This is a genomic window from Streptomyces sp. NPDC000075, assembly GCF_040301925.1.
In the GTDB taxonomy this organism is placed as follows: domain Bacteria; phylum Actinomycetota; class Actinomycetes; order Streptomycetales; family Streptomycetaceae; genus Streptomyces; species Streptomyces polychromogenes.
Window position 1 is genome coordinate 262,540 of sequence record NZ_JBEPFL010000003.1, and the last position, 17,064, is coordinate 279,603.

Consider the following 17,064-nt stretch of genomic DNA (forward strand, 5'->3'; position numbering starts at 1 on the left):
CGCCCGCTACTCCGCCGGGCCGAGCGTGACCTGAGGGGTCGTCGGAGGGGTCGCGCGCACGATGGTGATCAGCCGGTCCGTCAGCTGGAGGGGGCCGGCGTGCGGGTCGTCGTACGGGAGCAGCCGGTGCCCGCGCACCACGCTGACCACCAGGTCGTCGGTCTCCCGCACCCCCCGCCCGACCTCGGAGCGGTTCACCGGCCGCTCGATCAGGTCCAGCCCGCTGCCCTGCTGGATCAGGTCCTCCATCACCGCGCCCGCCCTGGGGCTGAGCACCGAGAGTCCCAGCAGCCGTCCGGCCGCGCTCGCGCTCGTGATGACGGCGTCCGCGCCGGACTGCCTCAGCAGCGGCGCGTTCTCCTCCTCGCGGACGGCCGTCACGATCTTCGCGCCCCGGTTGAGCTGCCGGGCCGTCAGCGTGACCAGGACCGCGGTGTCGTCGCGCTGGGTGGCGATGATGACCTGACGGGCCTTCTGGAGCTCGGCGCGCAGCAGCACGTCCGAACGGGTGGCGTCGCCGACGACCCCCGTGAACCCCTCCGCGTTGGCCATGTCGATGACCTTGGCGCTGGGGTCGACGATGACGACCTGCTCCTTCTGGAGGCCGGTCGCCAGCAGCGTCTGGAGCGCCGAGCGGCCCTTGGTGCCGAAGCCGACGACCACCGTGTGCTCGCGCAAGTTCTTCCTCCAGCGGTTCAACCGCCACTCTTCCCTGGTGCGTTCGGTCAGGACCTCCAGGGTGGTCCCGACCAGGATGATCAGGAACAGCACGCGCAGCGGGGTGATCAGCAGGACGTTCACCAGCCGCGCGCTGTCGCTGTACGGGACGATGTCGCCGTAGCCCGTCGTCGACAGGGTGACGGTCGCGTAGTAGACGCAGTCGAGGAAGTCGACCTTGTCGTTGGCGTTGTCGTGGTAGCCCTCCCGGTCGAGCCACACGATCAGGACGGTCAGGCACAGCACGAGAAGGGCCATCAGCAGCCGGCGCGTGACCTGGCGCAGCGGCCTCTCCACCACCCGCTTGGGGAGTTTGATCCGCCGTGCGACGAGCCTCTCGTCGGCGCCGCGCGCCATCGCGTCCTGGCCGTGGAGTTTCACGTGAAACATCCCCCCGCGGCCCACGGCAGGTCGAGGACCTCCAGCTCCTGCCCGGAGCGCGCGCCGTGCGGCGGTACGACGGCCAGCGCGTCGGCGGCGGCCACCCCGCGCAGCATCGCCGGGCCGTTGTAGCGCAGCGGTACGGCGTGCTCGTCGGTCAGCAGGACGGGCACGAGCCGGGTGTCGTGCGGGTGCCCCGGCACGTCGCCCTGGACCGGCACGGCGTAACGGGGGCGCTGGCGGCGGCCGGCGAGGGCGCGCAGCAGTGGCTCGGCGAGGGTCAGCAGGCCGGACACGGCGGCGAGGGGGTTTCCGGGCAGGCCGACGACGTGGCGGCCGTCGGTCCGGTCGCCGAGCCGGGCCAGCAGCATCGGGTGGCCGGGGCGCACGGCGACCCCGTCCACGAGCAGTTCGGCTCCGGCCCGTTCCAGGACCGGGTGGACGTGGTCGACGGGGCCGGAGGCGGTGCCGCCGGTGGTGACGACCACGTCGGCGGTGGAACCGGTGATCGCCTGGAAGAGGGCCTCGGCCCCGGCCGGGTCGTCGCCGAGCCGCCGGGTGGACAGGACCTCGGCGCCGATGCGGGTGAGCCAGGGGCCCAGCATGGGGCTCAGGGCGTCGCGGATCAGCCCGTCGTGCGGGCGGCCCTCGGTGAGCAGTTCGTCGCCGAGCACGAGGATCTCCACGCGCGGCCGGGGCCGGGTGGAGAGCTCGTCGTACCCGGCGGCCGCGGCCAGCCCGAGGACGGCCGGGGTGACGAGGGAGCCGGCCGGGAGCAGCGGATCGCCGGAGCGGCACTCCTGGCCGCGCGGGCGGATGTCCTGGCCGGTGCTCACGGTGCGGGTGGCGTACAGCTGGCCGCCGGCCTCGCGGGCGTGCTCGCTGCGGATCACGGCGGTGGTGTCGGCGGGGATCCGGGCGCCGGTGGCGATCCGGACGGCCTCGCCGTCGGCGAGGGGCGCGGGGGAGCCCTCGGCGGTGCCCCCGGCGAGGATCCCGTCGCCGGGCCGGACGGTCCAGGGGCCGGGTCCGGCGACCGCCCAGCCGTCCATGGCCGAGGTGTCGAAGGACGGCAGGTCGCCGAGGGCGTCCAGGGAGGTGGTCAGCACCTCGCCGAGCGCGTCCGCGAGGGGCACGCGGTGGCCGCGCGCGCGGACGGTCGTACCGGCCAGGGCGGCGGTCTCCCGGGCACGTTGCCAGGCGGAGGCCCGGTGGGCCCCGTCCTCGGGGGTCGCACGGCTGACGAGGGCGAGGGCCTCGTCCAGGGCGCCGTCGGCGTCGGTCCGGGTCACGGCGAACCGTTCCCCTCGGGGCTTGCGGGCCCGGGGTCGAGGGACTCGGCCTCGGCCGCCCAGCGCAGGGCCAGGGCGGCGGCCTTCCGGGAGGCCTCGGCGACGGCCTGCGCGGGGTCGGCGCCGGCCGCCTCGGCGCGGGCGGCCGCGTAGCCGACGAGGAAGGTCGTCAGCGGCGCGGCGGGCCGGGCGACACCGTGGGCGGCGTCACGGGCGAGGTCGAGCAGGGTCTTCACGTCGACGTCGAGGTCGATGCCGAGCTCGTTCTTGGCGGCGTTGATCCATTGATCCAGCACGGTCCCATGCTCTCTGATACGGGCGCGCGCCGTCGCCAGGTCCTCCCAGGTGTCGCAGTCGAAGGAGGCGAGTGGCGCAGCGGGGGTGATCCTGGTCAGGTCCAGCTCGGCGGTGAGGGCGCGGAGGGGGAGGCCGTGGAGGGTGCCGTGCTCGGTCGCGAGCAGGGCGATCTCCCGGCGCAGGGGTTCGGCGCGGTAGGCGGCGACGAGGGGCTGGTCACGGCCCTCGGGGTCCCTGACCAGGGCCCCGTCGCCCGGGCCGGCGGCGGCCGCGGTGAGGAGGGCACGGACGGTGTCCCGGTCGAGGAAGGGCAGGTCGGCGGAGAGTACGAGGACCAGCCCGGCGGCCGTGTGCCGCAGCCCGGCGTGCAGTGCGGCCACGGGGCCGCCGCCGGGCGGGGTCTCCAGGGTCCACTCGACGGGGCGGGCGGTGGGCCTGCGGGCGCCGACGACCACGGTGGCGGCGGCGTCCGGGCAGGCGGCCAGGACGCGGTCGAGGAGGGTGCGGGTGCCTACCGGGAGGGTGGGCTTGTCGGCCCCGCCGAGGCGCCGGGCGGCGCCGCCGGCGAGGACGATGGCGTCGTAGCTCATGCCCTTGAGTATGCGGGGGGCTTGGCCACTGCGTGGGGGCCACTTACCCGCCGCTTACGTCCGGCCCCGCGGTGGTGGTGGCCGCTGCGCGGAGCGGTTCCCCTACCCACCCTTCCCCCGTTCCCCAGGACCTCCGCCCCCCGGGCCCCGGCGCCTCAAACGCCGGCGGGGCTGGAAGACCCCGGGGCTCCGCCCCCGGACCCGCGCCTCAGGCGCCGGCGGGGCTGGACGGGCCGGGCTTCGCCCCCGGACCCGCGCGCCTCAGAGGCCGGCGAGGCTGGACGGGCCCGGGGGCTCCGCCCCCGGAACCCGGCGCCGACGCGGCTGGAATGGCCAGGGCCTCCGCCCCCGGACCCCGGCGCCGACGCGGCTGGAATGGCCAGGGCCTCCGCCCCCGGACCCCGGCGCCGCAGGCGCCGGCAGGGCTGGAAGGACCCGGCTCCGCCCCCCCGGAACCCGGCGCCGGCGGGGCTGGAAGGGTCTGGGGCTTCGCCCCCGGGCCCGTGCCTCAGGCGCTGGCAGGGGTGTACTGGCCCGGGGCTCCGCCCGGACCCCGTGCTCAGACGCCGGCGGGGCTGGAAGAGCCCCGCCGGCGTTTGAGGCGGACAGGCGGGGTACCGCCGGAGGCTAGAGGTACGGGCCCGAGCGGATTGCGCCGTGGGGGCCGTCCTCGTCCTCGTCGTCGTGGGCTCCGCCCGGCGGCAACGCGCGGCGCATCTGTTCCAGTTGGGCCCGGGCCGCCATCTGCTGGGCGAACAGGGCCGTCTGGATGCCGTGGAAGAGGCCTTCCAGCCAGCCCACCAACTGGGCCTGGGCGATCCGCAGTTCCGCCTCGGACGGCACCGCCTCCTCCGTGAACGGAAGGGAGAGGCGCTCCAGTTCCTCGACCAGCTCGGGGGCCAGGCCGTCTTCGAGTTCCTTCACCGACGCCGCGTGGATGTCCTTGAGACGGACCCGGCTGGCCTCGTCCAGAGGTGCGGCGCGGACCTCTTCCAGAAGTTGCTTGATCATGCTGCCGATCCGCATGACCTTGGCGGGCTGTTCGACCATCTCCGTCACCGGGACCTCGCGCGACTCGTCATCGGCGCCGCCGACCGCCTTCCCGTCCTGTCCCACGATCAGGACGTGCGGGGGACTGTCCTGCGACCGTTCACTCCTCGGCATCTCCATGCCGTCATTCTCTCGCACACCGTCGTTCTCACACGGTGTGCCCCCGCACGGGCGTGATCCACCCTGTGCGGGGGCGGCAACGTCAGGCGACGTCAGGCAACCTCAAGGCGACGTCATCCGGTCGCCCGGCGGGCCAGGGCTCCGCTCGACCTCGTGACCACCGCGGCCAGTACCGCCGCGCCCAGCGGGACGAGGACCAGGAGGCCGGCCAGGGTGTCCCAGGGAATGGCGATGGGGACGTAGAGCGACTCGTCCGGGGTGGAGTAGCCCGCCTCGACGGCCCGTTCCAGCAGGCTCCGCTGCTCGCGCTCCTGGGTGAGGCGCAGGCCGACCGCCGGGAGGATGCCCGCCGCCGAGCCGAGGACGACGCCCATCAGGGCGACCACCCCGCACTGGAAGCCGCTGAGCGTGCGCCGCACGCGCGGGGCCGCGCCGACCGCCGCCAGGGTCTTCAGGTCGGCCTCGGAGTCCGCCTGGGCCAGGCCGGTCGCGATGCCCGCCGCGCCGATGGTGACCAGGCCGGCGAAGACGGCCAGGGCCAGCACGCCGATGGTGCTGTCGCTCTGGTAGCCGCGCTCGATCGTGACGCGGACGTCGGCGCCCGTCCGGTCGATCTCCCCGTCCAGCCGCTGGCGCTGTTCGGTGGTGGCGGCGGTCTCCAGGCTGAAGAACGACCCGACCGGGGCCGTGGCGATGCCCGCGGCCTTCGCGGCGGAGGGCGGGAGGACGACGCCCACGCCCCAGGATTCGGTGCCCGGGGGCGCCTGGTGAACGGTGAGCACCTTGTCCTGGCCGGGCAGTTCGGCGTGGACCGAGGCGGCCTTCTGGGCGGCGACCGGGTCCGTGACGAGCCGGAGGGTGATCTTCCCGTCCTTCACGGCACGGTGGTCGAAGGCGACCGGCCGTCCCGCCTTGAGGGCGGCCACCGAGCCCGGGTCCGTCACGGCCAGGACCTGGAGGAGCTTCTCGTCCGCGACGATCGTCGAGAAGGAGGAGCCCATCCGGCGCGGCATCGCGCAGCGCGGGTCCTGGCGCAGCCTCTTCGCCTCTTCCTTCGGGAAGTCGGCGGGGCCGTGCTCGGACTCGTAGAGCGGGCAGCGCTGCTCCTTCGGGACGATGAGCTCGACCCGTCCGCAGCCCGGGGAGGTCGCGTACGTATCGCAGTTGGGGTTGCCGACCGACAGGCGTTCCACGTCCGCCCGTACCGCGACGGGCAGGTTCCGGCTGAGGGTCTCGCGGGCCGCCGGGACCTCCTTGTGGGCGCTGTGCTCGTTGGCGGTGAGCAGACCGGTGCCGGCGGGGAGTTCCGCGACGTACTCGTGGCGGGCCTGCACGTCCCGGCTGTGCTGGTACGTGGACACCGCCACGGTTCCGGCGACGGCGGCCAGTACGGCGGCCACGGCCGGGGCCGTACGCCCCCGGTTGCGGACGGCGTCGCGCAGCGCGAGCCGGGGCGACAGGGGCAGCCACCGCCCCAGCCGTCCGAACAGGCCGACGAGCACCGGGGTGAGGGCGACGACGCCCAGCTCGGCGAGGGCGCTGCCGCCCGCGACGACCGTGGGGCTGACCCGGTAGCGGGTGCCGTAGAGGGCGATCGCGGCGCCGCCGGCGACGGCGAGCAGCCCGATCAGGGGCAGGATCCGGTTGGCGCGCCGGATGCCCCGGCGGCCGGTGAGGGAGGCCAGGACGGTCTGCCGGGAGGCGGTGACGGCCGGGACGAACGCGGCGAGCAGGCCGGTCAGGACGGCGAGCAGGCCGATGCCGAGGAGTTCCAGGGGGCGGAAGTCCAGGGCACCGAAGCGGCTGCCGATCTTCTCCTCCAGGAACGGCCGTAGTCCGACGGTGAGTCCCACGCCGATCGCGCAGCCGGTGACGGCGGCCACGGCGCCGATGACCAGGCCGCCCGAGAGGACGATGGCCCGGATGTGCCGCCGGTCGCCGCCGTTGGCGCCGACCAGCCCCAGCTGGCGGCGCGAGCGGCGGGCGCCGACCGCGAAGGCGGGCCCGGCGAGCAGGCAGACCTCCAGCAGGGCCAGGCCCACGACGGTGGCCATGACGGCCTTCTCGGTGATCCGGCCGCCGTCCAGGCCCGGACGGGCGAAGCGCTGGCCGGGCTCCTGGGCGTAGAGCGGCACCGCCGCGTCGGCGGGCGGGTGCTCGGCGACGGCGCGGGAGCGGACGAGCCCGCCCTTGGCGTTGGCCTCCTTGACCATGTTCCACGTGAAACCATCGCCGCCGACCTTCACGAGGAAGGAGTCGGTGACGTCCAGCCCGGGTGCCCCGGTCGCCGTGAGGGCCCGGTCGAGGGGCAGGAGCAGGGCGCCGGGCAGTGCCAGCAGTTCGTCGCGGGCCAGCTCGGAGGGCCGCTCGTAGGAGCCCACGATCCGGTAGGGGGTCGTGGCTCCGCGCGGGGTGACCGAGGAGCCCACGTACAGCCCGGAGTGCTCCAGGAAGGCGGCGGTGGCGATGACCTCGCCGGGTCCCTGGGGCAGGTGGCCGCGCAGGGGGGTGAACAGGCCCTTGGTGAGCGGATGGTGGACGTCCAGCTCGCGCAGCTGGGTGTCGAGCAGGCCGTGCCGGGTGTGCACCTTGACGCCGGCACGGCTGTCCTGGACGGCTTCGGCGCCCGCCGGGACCGCCGTCTTGAGCGTGCGGTCCTGTTTGTCCGGGTCGGGCCGGTACTTCTCGAACCCGCCGACGGGCGCGTAACGCTCCGCGTCGGGGCTCTGGAGGATCGGGCTGTCCAGGCCGGGTGATTCGATCAGGGCGTCGGCCGCGCCGATCCGGCGGGACAGGGACTGTCCGGGGGTGAGTTCGGCGCTGCGCAGGGTGAGGTCGACGGCGCTGACCCCGACGACCGGCAGGGCGATCATCGCGAGGACCATGGCGCTGCGGCCCTTGGCGCGCCAGGCGTCGCGGCGGGCGATGCGCAGGGCCGCGACCCAGGAGTGGTACCAGGAGGCGAGCGGGGAGGTCACAGGCCGGCCGCCCGCCCGGAGAGCAGCGAGTCGGCCTGGCTGCGCAGGGTCTCGTCGACGACGCTGCCGTCGCGCAGGAACACGACCCGGTCCGCCCAGGCGGCGAAGCGGGGTTCGTGCGTCACCAGGACCCCGGCCGCGCCGGCGTCGCAGCGCAGGCGCAGCAGCGCGAGGACGGATTCGCCGGTCTCGGAGTCGAGGGCGCCGGTGGGTTCGTCGGCCAGGACCAGGCGGCGTTCCCCGACCAGGGCGCGGGCGATGGCCACGCGCTGCTGCTGGCCGCCGGACATCTCGTCGGGGAAGCGGTCCGCGAGGGCGCGCAGGCCGATCTCCTCCAGGGAGGCGAGGGCGGCGGCGCGGGCCTTGCGGGCGGAGGTGCCGTCGAGTTCCAGGGGGAGGGCCACGTTCTCGGCGGCGGTGAGGGCCGGTATGAGGTTGTAGTCCTGGAAGACGTAGCCGATGCTGCGGCGGCGCAGCGCGGCCAGCTTGCGGCGGCCGGCGGCGGTGATGTCGACGCCCTCGACGAGCACCCGGCCGCTGCTCGGGGTGTCGAGCCCGCCCGCCAGGGTGAGCAGGGTGGACTTGCCGGAGCCGGAGGGCCCCATCACGGCGACGAGCTCGCCGGGGTGGACGGCGAGGTTGATCCCGCGCAGGGCGTGCACCTCGGTGGCGCCGCTGCCGTGCGTGCGGACCAGGTTCTCCAGCCGCAGGACGGGCTCGCCCGGAGAGGAGGGCTCGGCGGGCCACGCGGACGGGGCGGGCGCGCCCGGCCGGGACGCCCCGGCCGGGTGGTACGGGTGGGAGCTGTGCTGCTGGTCGGGCATGAAGGGTCCCCCTTGGAAGGGTCGTTCAGCCCCGCCGCGTACGGGCGGCGGTGCCGGCGGTGCCGGTGGTCGGGCCGGTGGCGGCCGCCTGCGGCGGCGGGGGCCCGTCGGGCGCGGGCGCGGCGGGAGCCGCGGCGGCGCCCGTACCGGTCGCGGTGAGCGCGGCCAGCCGGACGAGCCGGGACTCGGAGTGGTCGAGCCAGCGGGCCTCGGCCTCGGTCTGGAAGATCAGCTGCTCCAGGACCAGCAGCCAGGCCACGTCGTCGCGCTCCCGCGCCTGACCGCTCTCGATGGCGGCCAGGGCCCGGGCCTTGAGCCGGGTGTAGTCCTGCATCGCCTTGAGCGTGGCGTGCCGCTGGGACTGGATGACGGCGCGGATGTCCACGCCGGGGGCGCCGACGGCCATGGCGAGCTTGATGGCGAGCTCGTCGCGGGGCGGGTTGGTGCGGTCCACCGGGCGCTCGTACCAGGCGCGCAGCTCGGTGCGGCCGGGGCCGGTGATGGCGTAGAGGGTGTGCCCGGCGGCGTCCTCGCCGTCGGGGGCGACGAGCCCGTCGCGCTCCAGGCGGGCCAGGGTGGTGTACACCTGCCCGACGTTGAGGGGCCAGGTGGAGCCGGTGCGGGATTCGAATTCGGTGCGCAGCTGGGAGCCGTAACGGGGGCCCCGTTCCAGCAGCGCCAGCAGGCCGTGGCGGATCGACATACTCAGTATGTATACACGGGCATACTGAGTATGTATACCGAGTATGCCCCTGGCCGGCGGTCGCCGTAGCCGCCCGCCCTTACCGTCCCCGGCGCAGCCGGACGCCCATGTACCCCAGTCCCACGCCCATCAGGGCCAGCCCGGTGCCCAGCGGGAGCAGGTGCGCGGCCAGGTCGGCGACCCGCTCGTTCGGCTCGGTGCCCAGCGCCGAGACGGGTGTGGCGCGGCTCGGCGGGGGGCTCGGCGGGGCCGAGGGGCGCTGGCGTTCGGCGCGCTCCTGGCGCGGGGCCGGCCGGACCGGGTGCAGGGGCCGGGAGACTCCGGTGACCTCGGGGTCGGCCGGAGCGTCGGCGGCCCGCCCCGGGTGCTCCCGCCCGACCCCTCCGGCACTTCCGGCGAGCTCCTCGTACGCCTCTTCCGGTACGTACGCCTCCGCGTCGGAATCGGCGCGCACCGCCGCGACGGGGGCGCGGGCGGAGGTCGCGCTCGCGGGCGCGGTGATCAGCAGCGCGACGGTCGCCAGTGCGGCTCCGGCCGTCCGGCAGGGGACTCGGAGGCGTGGGATCACGAGGTGCCCCTCCCGTTCCGAGCGGCCGGGACGCCGGAGGCCCGGGCGTCGCACTCAGATTGGCACAAGGGAACAAAACGGGCATCCCGGGACACCCGTCAGGGTGCCCCGGGATGCCCGGGCGTCAGGACGGCGTCCGCTACTGCGGATTGCCGGTCGAGACGATCAGCGTGAACTCCGTGTCGTTCTTGGGGACGTCGTCCCCGGCCGCGGGCAGCTGCTCCAGGACCGTGTCCTGGCCGTAGACGGTCTCGTCGCGCTCAGTGATCTTGTACCGCCAGCCGGCCGCCTGGAGGCACTGCTTGACCGACAGCACGTTCTTGTACCGGAGGTCCGGGGCGATGACCTTCGTCGAGTCCTTGTAGGACTTCGTCGGGCTCTTGCACTTGTCCGCCTCGATCGTGCGCGAGGTGTCCGGCCCCTTGTGTCCCGCCTTGGCGGAGGCGGACGCGGACGACGAGGCCGCCGGGCTCGCCTGGTTGCCCTCGTCCTTGCCGTCGTCCATGTTCAGCACGGCGATGAGCCCGCCGATGGCCAGCAGGGCCACCACGATCGCGCCGACCACCACCGGGGTGTTCTTCTTCCCGCCGCCCGAGGACGCCGCCGGAGCGGACGTCTGGCTCGGCGAGATGGTGAACGGCGGCGGGGTCTGGGCCTGCGGCGCGTACTGCTGCTGCGGGGCCTGCGCCGTCTGCGGGTACGCGTAGGCGCCCGGCTGCTGGTGCGTGGCCGCCGGCTGCGCGTACGGCGACGGCGCCGGGGTGTGCGGGGCCTGGTACGGCTGGTGCAGCGACTGCGGAGGCGGCGCCTGGAAGCCCGCGTCCACCGGCGGGAAGACGGTCGAGCCCACGCCCGCGCCGCTGCCGCCCGTCGCGGCGCCCGGCACGATGGCCGGGGCGCCGGTCTGGCCGGCCGAGGCGATCCGCAGGATCTCGTCCCGCATGGCCGCGGCCGTCGGGAAACGCTCGTTCGGGTTCTTCTTCAGCGCCCGCGCCACCAGAGCGTCCATCGCCGGGGTGATGGACCGGTTGATGGAGGACGGGGCCACCGGCTCCTCCTGGACGTGCGCGTACGCGATCGCCAGCGGGGAGTCGGCCTCGAACGGGATACGGCCCGTCAGCAGCTGGAACAGCATGATGCCGACCGAGTACAGGTCGGAGCGGGCGTCCACGCCGCGCCCCAGCGCCTGCTCCGGCGACAGGTACTGCGGGGTGCCGACGACCATGCCGGTCTGCGTCATCGAGGTGACCCCCGACTGCATGGCCCGGGCGATGCCGAAGTCCATGACCTTGACCACGCCGCGCTTGGTCATCATCACGTTGCCGGGCTTGATGTCGCGGTGGACCAGGCCCATCTCGTGGCTGGTCTCCAGCGCGGCCAGTACGTCGGCCGTCACCTTCAGCGCCTTGTCCGCCGGCATGGCCCCGTACTGGCGCACGTCCCCGTCGAGGACCGAGCCGAGCGGCTGGCCCTCCACGTACTCCATGACGATGTACGGCATGACCGCTTCGTCCCCGCCGCCGGAGCCGAAGGTGACGGTCCCCTCGCCCGTGTCGAAGACCGAGACGATGTTGGTGTGCGACAGTTTCGCAACAGCCTGCGCCTCACGACGGAAGCGCTCGCGGAAGGACGCCTCGCGCCCCAGCTCGCTGTGCAGCGTCTTGATGGCGACCTGGCGGTCGAGCGCGGAGTCGTACGCGAGGTAGACGGAGGCCATGCCCCCCTCGCCCAGCAAATCCCTTAGCTGGTAACGGCCACCGGCCAGGGAGCCGCCTGCGTACCGGCCCTGTGTTCCGTCCTGGCTCATGACTGTTGCTTCCCCTCGGGCTGTGTTGCTACGCGTCTGGCTGAGCGCATGTCGCGCCCAGTCTGCCGGAGGGCAAGCACACGTCAAGCCGGTGCCCGCTGCGTGACCACGGGCCTACGCGGTGTCTGTAGCCGAACGGTGACGGGTTCGGAGGCTGTAGCGTTCACCGGAGCACCCGAAGAGGCCCACCGCTAGAGCGGACGAGAGAGACGACGGCGAGGACTGATGGCACCCGAACCCGAGGGAAACGGCGCCGGGATGGCCGACGGTCCTGAGCACTGGGGCGCGGGCGGCCTCGTGGGGGACGGCCGGTACCGGCTGACCCACCGCCTGGGCCGCGGCGGCATGGCCGAGGTCTTCGCGGCCGAGGACGTCCGGCTGGGCCGCACCGTGGCCGTGAAGCTGCTGCGCCCCGACCTGGCCGAGGACCCGGTGTCCAAGGCCCGCTTCACGCGCGAGGCGCAGTCGGTCGCCGGCCTCAACCACCACGCCGTGGTCGCCGTGTACGACTCCGGCGAGGACCGGGTCGGCCCGAACGTGGTCCCGTACATCGTGATGGAGCTGGTCGAGGGCCGCACCATCCGCGACCTGCTGATCAGCGCCGAGGCCCCCGGCCCCGAGCAGGCGCTCATCATCGTGTCGGGCGTGCTGGAGGCGCTCGCCTACTCGCACCAGCACGGCATCGTGCACCGTGACATCAAGCCCGCGAACGTCATCATCACGCACACCGGCGCGGTGAAGGTGATGGACTTCGGCATCGCCCGCGCCCTGCACGGCGCGCAGTCCACGATGACCCAGACCGGCATGGTCATGGGCACCCCGCAGTACCTGTCGCCGGAACAGGCCCTCGGCAAGGCCGTGGACCACCGCAGCGACCTGTACGCGACCGGCTGCCTGCTCTACGAACTGCTCGCGCTGCGGCCCCCCTTCACCGGCGAGACCCCGCTGTCGGTGGTCTACCAGCACGTCCAGGACGCCCCCGTCCCGCCCTCGCAGCTGCCCGAGGGGCACCACATCCCGCAGGAGCTCGACGGCCTCGTCATGCGGTCGCTCGCCAAGGACCCGGACGACCGGTTCCAGAGCGCCGAGGAGATGCGCGGGCTCGTCCAGTACGCGCTCCAGATGCTCCAGGACCAGGGCCCGAACACCGGCACCTGGAACACGGGCCCGGTCGTCATGGCGCTCCCGCACGGCCAGCCGGGCGGCGGCCAGACCTCGATGATGCCCGCGGGCGGCAACGGCGGCCCCCGCGCCCCGTACCCCTCGCACGCCACGACCTCGCAGTTCCAGCAGCCGATGGTGCCGCCGCTGAACCCGGACGACGGGACGGCCTTCCCCGGCGGCGGGCACGTCCACGCCGGCGGCCCGGGCGGGTACGACGGCTATGACGGCTACGACGGGTACGACAACCGCTCCGGCGGCGGGAAGTGGAAGGTCTGGCTCTTCGCGCTGCTCGCGGTGCTGGCCATCGCCGGCGGCGTCGCGTACGCCATCAAGAGCGGCAATCTCGGCGGTGGCGGCGGCGCCAAGCCGAAGACCAGCGTGAGCAGCCCGGGCGCCGCGCAGAGCAGCCCGGGTGCGCAGGACACCCCCTCGACCGCGCAGAGCTCCGAGACGGGCCGCTCGCACGACGAGGACACCTTCACGCCCGCCCCGAGCCGCAGCAAGTTCACGCCGAGCACGACCCCGTCGGCCTCCTCGGGTTCCTCCGCGCCGGAGACGAGGAACCCGACGACCCCGCCGCCGAAGACCACCCCGGTGGAGCCGCCCACCAAGAACCCGACCCCGCCCAGCGGGGGCGGCGGCGGCACCCCGGCCGGCGCCGAGGGCGCGAACTAGCGGTACGTACGGCGGAGGCCCGGCGGAATTCCCATTCCGCCGGGCCTCTTTCCGTGTCCGCTCCCGCTTTTCCCACGTCAGAGCGCGTGCTGGTAGTGCCGGTCGGAGCGTTCCGCATTCTCGGTTCCGAGGGTGTGCACGGTGACGAGCTGCGGTTCGATGCGCATGTAGACGGGGTCGAACACCTCCCCGTCCACGAAATGCGGTCCCGGACCGAATAGTTCCAGTTCCGCGGTGGTCGGCTCGGCGAGCTGCGCCGTGCCCGTGACCTGCACGGACCAGAGACGGGACGCGCCGGAATTGAAGTTGTCGGCCCCGTAGGAGACCACGCTTCCGTTGCAGGCGTGGTGATAGCCGAAACCGGCGTGCATTCTCAGGACGACCCGGCCGCCCACCACGATGTGGCGGGCGACGGCGAGGAAGGGGAGCGCGCGCATGCTGGTGGCGACCCGGCCGTACGGGACCCGGCGCAGCATCTCCACGGCCTGTGTTTCCTCCGGTGACATGCGACCACTCTCGGCCCCCGGAAGGGGGCCGGGCCAGAGGATCCCGCCCCGACGATCGGGGACGTTGGTCCCGAATCGAACCGTGTGCGACGGGGCACCGCGCGGCCACGGACCGTCACGCGATCGGAGCCCGCTCGACGGGTGGTCCGGGCCCGGTCGGCCCGGGCTCGGTACTCACTCGAACGGACTTGCGCCCCGGTCGAGCGCGGCTAGCGCTTCTCGGCCTGGAGGCGGGCGACGTACGCGGCGGCCTGGGAGCGCCGCTCCATGCCCAGCTTCGACAGCAGGCTGGAGACGTAGTTCTTGATGGTCTTCTCGGCCAGGTGCAGCCGCTCGCCGATGACCCGGTTGGTCAGGCCCTCGCCGATCAGGTCGAGGATCTTGCGCTCCTGCTCGGTGAGGTTCGCGAGCCGGTCGTCACCCTTGCCGTTCTTGCCGTCGCGCAGCCGCTCCAGCACTCGGGCGGTCGCCACCGGGTCCAGCAGCGACCTGCCGGCCGCCACGTCGCGCACCGCGCTGAGCAGCTCGTTCCCCCGGATCGCCTTGAGCACGTAGCCCGAGGCGCCCGCCATGATGGCGTCGAACAGCGCCTCGTCGTCGGCGAACGAGGTGAGCATCAGGCACTTGATGTCCTCGTCCTGGGAGCGGACCTCGCGGCACACCTCGACCCCGCTGCCGTCCGGCAGGCGCACGTCGAGCACGGCCACGTCGGGGCGGGTCGCCGGGATGCGGACCAGGGCGTCCGCGGCGGTACCGGCCTCGCCGACGATCTCGATGTCCTCTTCGACCGACAAGAGCTCATGAACGCCGCGACGTACTACTTCGTGGTCGTCCAGGAGAAATACCTTGATTTTTCCGTTTTCGCGCACAAGCTCATCTTCACACACTCACCTCTTCCCTGCCGGAGTTACCCGGGATAACGTGCCGTTGTTCCGGCCCCCTGCAAGGCTGTGACCAGTGGTTGTTCCCGCTGCGGTCGATTTACTTGGATATCCAAGCAAAATCGCAGGTCAAACGGGGTTTCGCAGTTATGCGTCGCACTGGGTAACGTGCTGTGCGCAGGGCACTCGCCGGGGCACCTGTCACGCCTGAATCCGAAACGCGCCGTGCACCCACCCCGTGTACGGGTACGGATACAGGTGAGCCGCACTGGTCCCCGGAGAACCCGGGTGCCGGACCGACGGAGGAGCACACGTGACCGTGGAGAGCACTGCCGCGCGCAAGCCGCGACGCAGCAGCGGCACCAAGCGGGCGGCAGGCGCGGCGAGCGCCCGCAAGACCGCCGCTGCCACCGCACAGCCGCACGACGCCGAGCCTCAGCTCGTACAACTGCTGACGCCCGAGGGTGAACGGGTCGAGATCGAGGGCAACCCCGACCTCGCGGAGTTCGCGGCCTTCGCCGCGGACATCACCACCGAGGACCTGCGCGGTCTCTACCGCGACATGGTCCTGACCCGCCGCTTCGACGGTGAGGCGACCGCACTCCAGCGCCAGGGCGAGCTGGGCCTGTGGGCCTCGCTGCTCGGGCAGGAGGCGGCCCAGATCGGCTCCGGCCGGGCACTCCGCGACGACGACTACGTCTTCCCGACCTACCGCGAGCACGGCGTGGCCTGGTGCCGCGGCGTCGACCCGACGAACCTGCTCGGCATGTTCCGCGGCGTGAACCACGGCGGCTGGGACCCGAACACCAACAACTTCCACCTCTACACGATCGTCATCGGCTCGCAGACGCTGCACGCGACCGGTTACGCGATGGGCGTGGCCAAGGACGGCGCCGACTCCGCCGTCATCGCCTACTTCGGCGACGGCGCGTCCAGCCAGGGCGACGTGATGGAGGCCTTCAACTTCTCCGCCGTCTACAACTCCCCCGTGGTGTTCTTCTGCCAGAACAACCAGTGGGCGATCTCCGAGCCGACCGAGCGCCAGATGCGCGTGCCGCTCTACCAGCGTGCCCAGGGCTTCGGTTTCCCGGGCATCCGCGTCGACGGCAACGACGTCCTGGCCTGCCTCGCGGTCACCCGCTGGGCGCTGGACCGCGCCCGCCGAGGCGAGGGCCCGGCCCTGATCGAGGCGTTCACGTACCGCATGGGCGCCCACACCACCTCCGACGACCCGACGAAGTACCGCGCGGACGAGGAGACGGCCGCCTGGGAGGCGAAGGACCCGATCCTGCGCCTGAAGGCCCACCTGCTGGCCTCCGGGGGCGCCGACGAGGCGTTCTTCGAGGAGCTGGAGACCGAGAGCGAGGCCCTCGGCAAGCGGGTCCGCGAGGTCGTGCGCTCCATGCCCGACCCCGACACCATGGCGATCTTCGAGAACGTCTACGCGGACGGGCACGCGCTCGTCGACGAGGAGCGCGCCCAGTTCGCCGCCTACCTCGCTTCCTTCGAGGCCGAGGAGGGTCACTGATGGCCATCGAGAAGATGTCGATCGCGAAGGCGCTCAACGAGTCGCTCCGCAAGGCCATGGACACCGACCCCAAGGTCCTGATCATGGGCGAGGACGTCGGCAAGCTGGGCGGTGTCTTCCGCATCACCGACGGGCTCCAGAAGGACTTCGGCGAGGAGCGGGTCATCGACACCCCGCTCGCCGAGTCGGGCATCGTCGGCACCGCCATCGGCCTGGCCCTGCGCGGCTACCGGCCGGTCGTGGAGATCCAGTTCGACGGGTTCGTCTTCCCCGCGTACGACCAGATCGTCACGCAGCTCGCGAAGATGCACGCGCGCGCCCTCGGCAAGATCAAGCTGCCGGTCGTCGTCCGCATCCCCTACGGCGGCGCGATCGGCGCCGTCGAGCACCACAGCGAGTCCCCCGAGACGCTGTTCGCGCACGTCCCGGGCCTCAAGGTGGTCTCCCCGTCGAACGCCAGCGACGCGTACTGGATGCTCCAGCAGGCGATCCTCAGCGACGACCCGGTGATCTTCTTCGAGCCGAAGCGCCGCTACTGGGACAAGGGCGAGGTCGACGTCGACGCCATCCCCGGCGAGCTGCACAAGGCGCGGGTGCTCCGCGAGGGCTCCGACCTCACCCTGGCCGCGTACGGCCCGATGGTGAAGGTCTGCCTGGAGGCGGCCGCCGCGGCCGCCGAGGAGGGCAAGTCGGTCGAGGTCCTGGACCTGCGCTCGATGTCCCCGGTCGACTTCGACGGGATCCAGGCGTCGGTGGAGAAGACCCGCCGGCTGGTCGTGGTCCACGAGGCCCCGGTTTTCCTCGGCACCGGCTCCGAGATCGCCGCCCGCATCACGGAGCGGTGCTTCTACCACCTGGAGGCGCCGGTGCTGCGCGTCGGCGGCTTCCACGCCCCGTACCCGCCGGCCCGCCTGGAGGACGAGTACCTGCCCGGCCTGGACCGGGTGCTCGACGCCGTCGACCGCTCGCTGGCGTTCTGAGGA

General features: G+C 73.3%; 14 protein-coding genes. 3 read left to right on the forward strand and 11 right to left on the reverse strand.

The window, feature by feature from the left end; translation table 11 throughout:
- Positions 1–6: 6 nt before the first annotated feature.
- The 9 genes from ABT403_RS05420 to ABT403_RS05460 all read right to left on the reverse strand — a co-directional run bounded on the left by ABT403_RS05420 (position 7) and on the right by ABT403_RS05460 (position 11,327).
- Positions 7–1,107, reverse strand: a complete 1,101-nt coding sequence (locus tag ABT403_RS05420) for a potassium channel family protein (protein WP_344160122.1) — start codon at positions 1,105–1,107, stop codon at positions 7–9.
- Positions 1,095–2,390 carry a molybdopterin molybdotransferase MoeA gene (locus ABT403_RS05425; RefSeq protein ID WP_425580202.1) on the reverse strand — a complete coding sequence of 432 codons (1,296 nt, stop codon included), beginning with the start codon at positions 2,388–2,390 and terminating at the stop codon, positions 1,095–1,097. Before ABT403_RS05425 ends, ABT403_RS05420 begins: the two co-directional genes overlap by 13 nt.
- Entirely contained in the window at positions 2,387–3,277 is an 891-nt protein-coding gene (locus ABT403_RS05430; RefSeq protein WP_344160119.1) for an NTP transferase domain-containing protein, read from the reverse strand. Before ABT403_RS05430 ends, ABT403_RS05425 begins: the two co-directional genes overlap by 4 nt.
- Positions 3,278–3,904: 627 nt before the next feature.
- A complete protein-coding gene (locus ABT403_RS05435) occupies positions 3,905–4,447 on the reverse strand; it encodes a bacterial proteasome activator family protein (protein WP_344160116.1) in 543 nt (180 codons plus the stop codon).
- Between the two features lie 113 nt (positions 4,448–4,560).
- Positions 4,561–7,320, reverse strand: a complete 2,760-nt coding sequence (locus tag ABT403_RS05440; protein ID WP_344160846.1) for an FtsX-like permease family protein — start codon at positions 7,318–7,320, stop codon at positions 4,561–4,563.
- Between the two features lie 101 nt (positions 7,321–7,421).
- Positions 7,422–8,249 carry an ABC transporter ATP-binding protein gene (locus ABT403_RS05445; protein WP_425580201.1) on the reverse strand — a complete coding sequence of 276 codons (828 nt, stop codon included), beginning with the start codon at positions 8,247–8,249 and terminating at the stop codon, positions 7,422–7,424.
- A 25-nt stretch (positions 8,250–8,274) separates the two neighbouring features.
- Positions 8,275–8,952, reverse strand: a complete 678-nt coding sequence (locus ABT403_RS05450) for a PadR family transcriptional regulator (protein WP_344160113.1) — start codon at positions 8,950–8,952, stop codon at positions 8,275–8,277.
- 79 nt (positions 8,953–9,031) lie between these two features.
- Positions 9,032–9,520: a hypothetical protein gene (locus ABT403_RS05455; RefSeq protein ID WP_344160110.1), complete on the reverse strand. Its 489-nt coding sequence runs from the start codon at positions 9,518–9,520 to the stop codon at positions 9,032–9,034.
- A gap of 139 nt (positions 9,521–9,659) precedes the next feature.
- A complete protein-coding gene (locus tag ABT403_RS05460) occupies positions 9,660–11,327 on the reverse strand; it encodes a protein kinase domain-containing protein (RefSeq protein WP_344160107.1) in 1,668 nt (555 codons plus the stop codon).
- A gap of 225 nt (positions 11,328–11,552) precedes the next feature.
- Between ABT403_RS05460 and ABT403_RS05465 the strand changes: the two genes are divergently transcribed.
- Positions 11,553–13,166: a protein kinase domain-containing protein gene (locus ABT403_RS05465; RefSeq protein ID WP_344160104.1), complete on the forward strand. Its 1,614-nt coding sequence runs from the start codon at positions 11,553–11,555 to the stop codon at positions 13,164–13,166.
- Positions 13,167–13,243: 77 nt separating this feature from the next.
- Here the strand turns inward: ABT403_RS05465 and ABT403_RS05470 are convergent, their stop codons facing one another.
- Together ABT403_RS05470 and ABT403_RS05475 are read right to left on the reverse strand one after the other, a co-directional pair.
- Complete coding sequence (locus ABT403_RS05470; RefSeq protein WP_344160101.1) at positions 13,244–13,672, reverse strand: pyridoxamine 5'-phosphate oxidase family protein; 429 nt, start codon at positions 13,670–13,672, stop codon at positions 13,244–13,246.
- A 209-nt stretch (positions 13,673–13,881) separates the two neighbouring features.
- The gene (locus ABT403_RS05475) at positions 13,882–14,541 is read right to left on the reverse strand and encodes a response regulator (RefSeq protein ID WP_344160099.1); all 660 of its coding nucleotides are present in this window, start codon (positions 14,539–14,541) and stop codon (positions 13,882–13,884) included.
- Between the two features lie 325 nt (positions 14,542–14,866).
- Here ABT403_RS05475 and pdhA point away from each other — a divergent pair, with 325 nt between their 5' ends.
- The gene (gene pdhA, locus ABT403_RS05480; RefSeq protein ID WP_344160096.1) at positions 14,867–16,081 is read left to right on the forward strand and encodes a pyruvate dehydrogenase (acetyl-transferring) E1 component subunit alpha; all 1,215 of its coding nucleotides are present in this window, start codon (positions 14,867–14,869) and stop codon (positions 16,079–16,081) included.
- Positions 16,081–17,061 carry an alpha-ketoacid dehydrogenase subunit beta gene (locus tag ABT403_RS05485; protein ID WP_344160093.1) on the forward strand — a complete coding sequence of 327 codons (981 nt, stop codon included), beginning with the start codon at positions 16,081–16,083 and terminating at the stop codon, positions 17,059–17,061. Before pdhA ends, ABT403_RS05485 begins: the two co-directional genes overlap by 1 nt.
- The last annotated feature ends 3 nt before the right edge of the window (positions 17,062–17,064 follow it).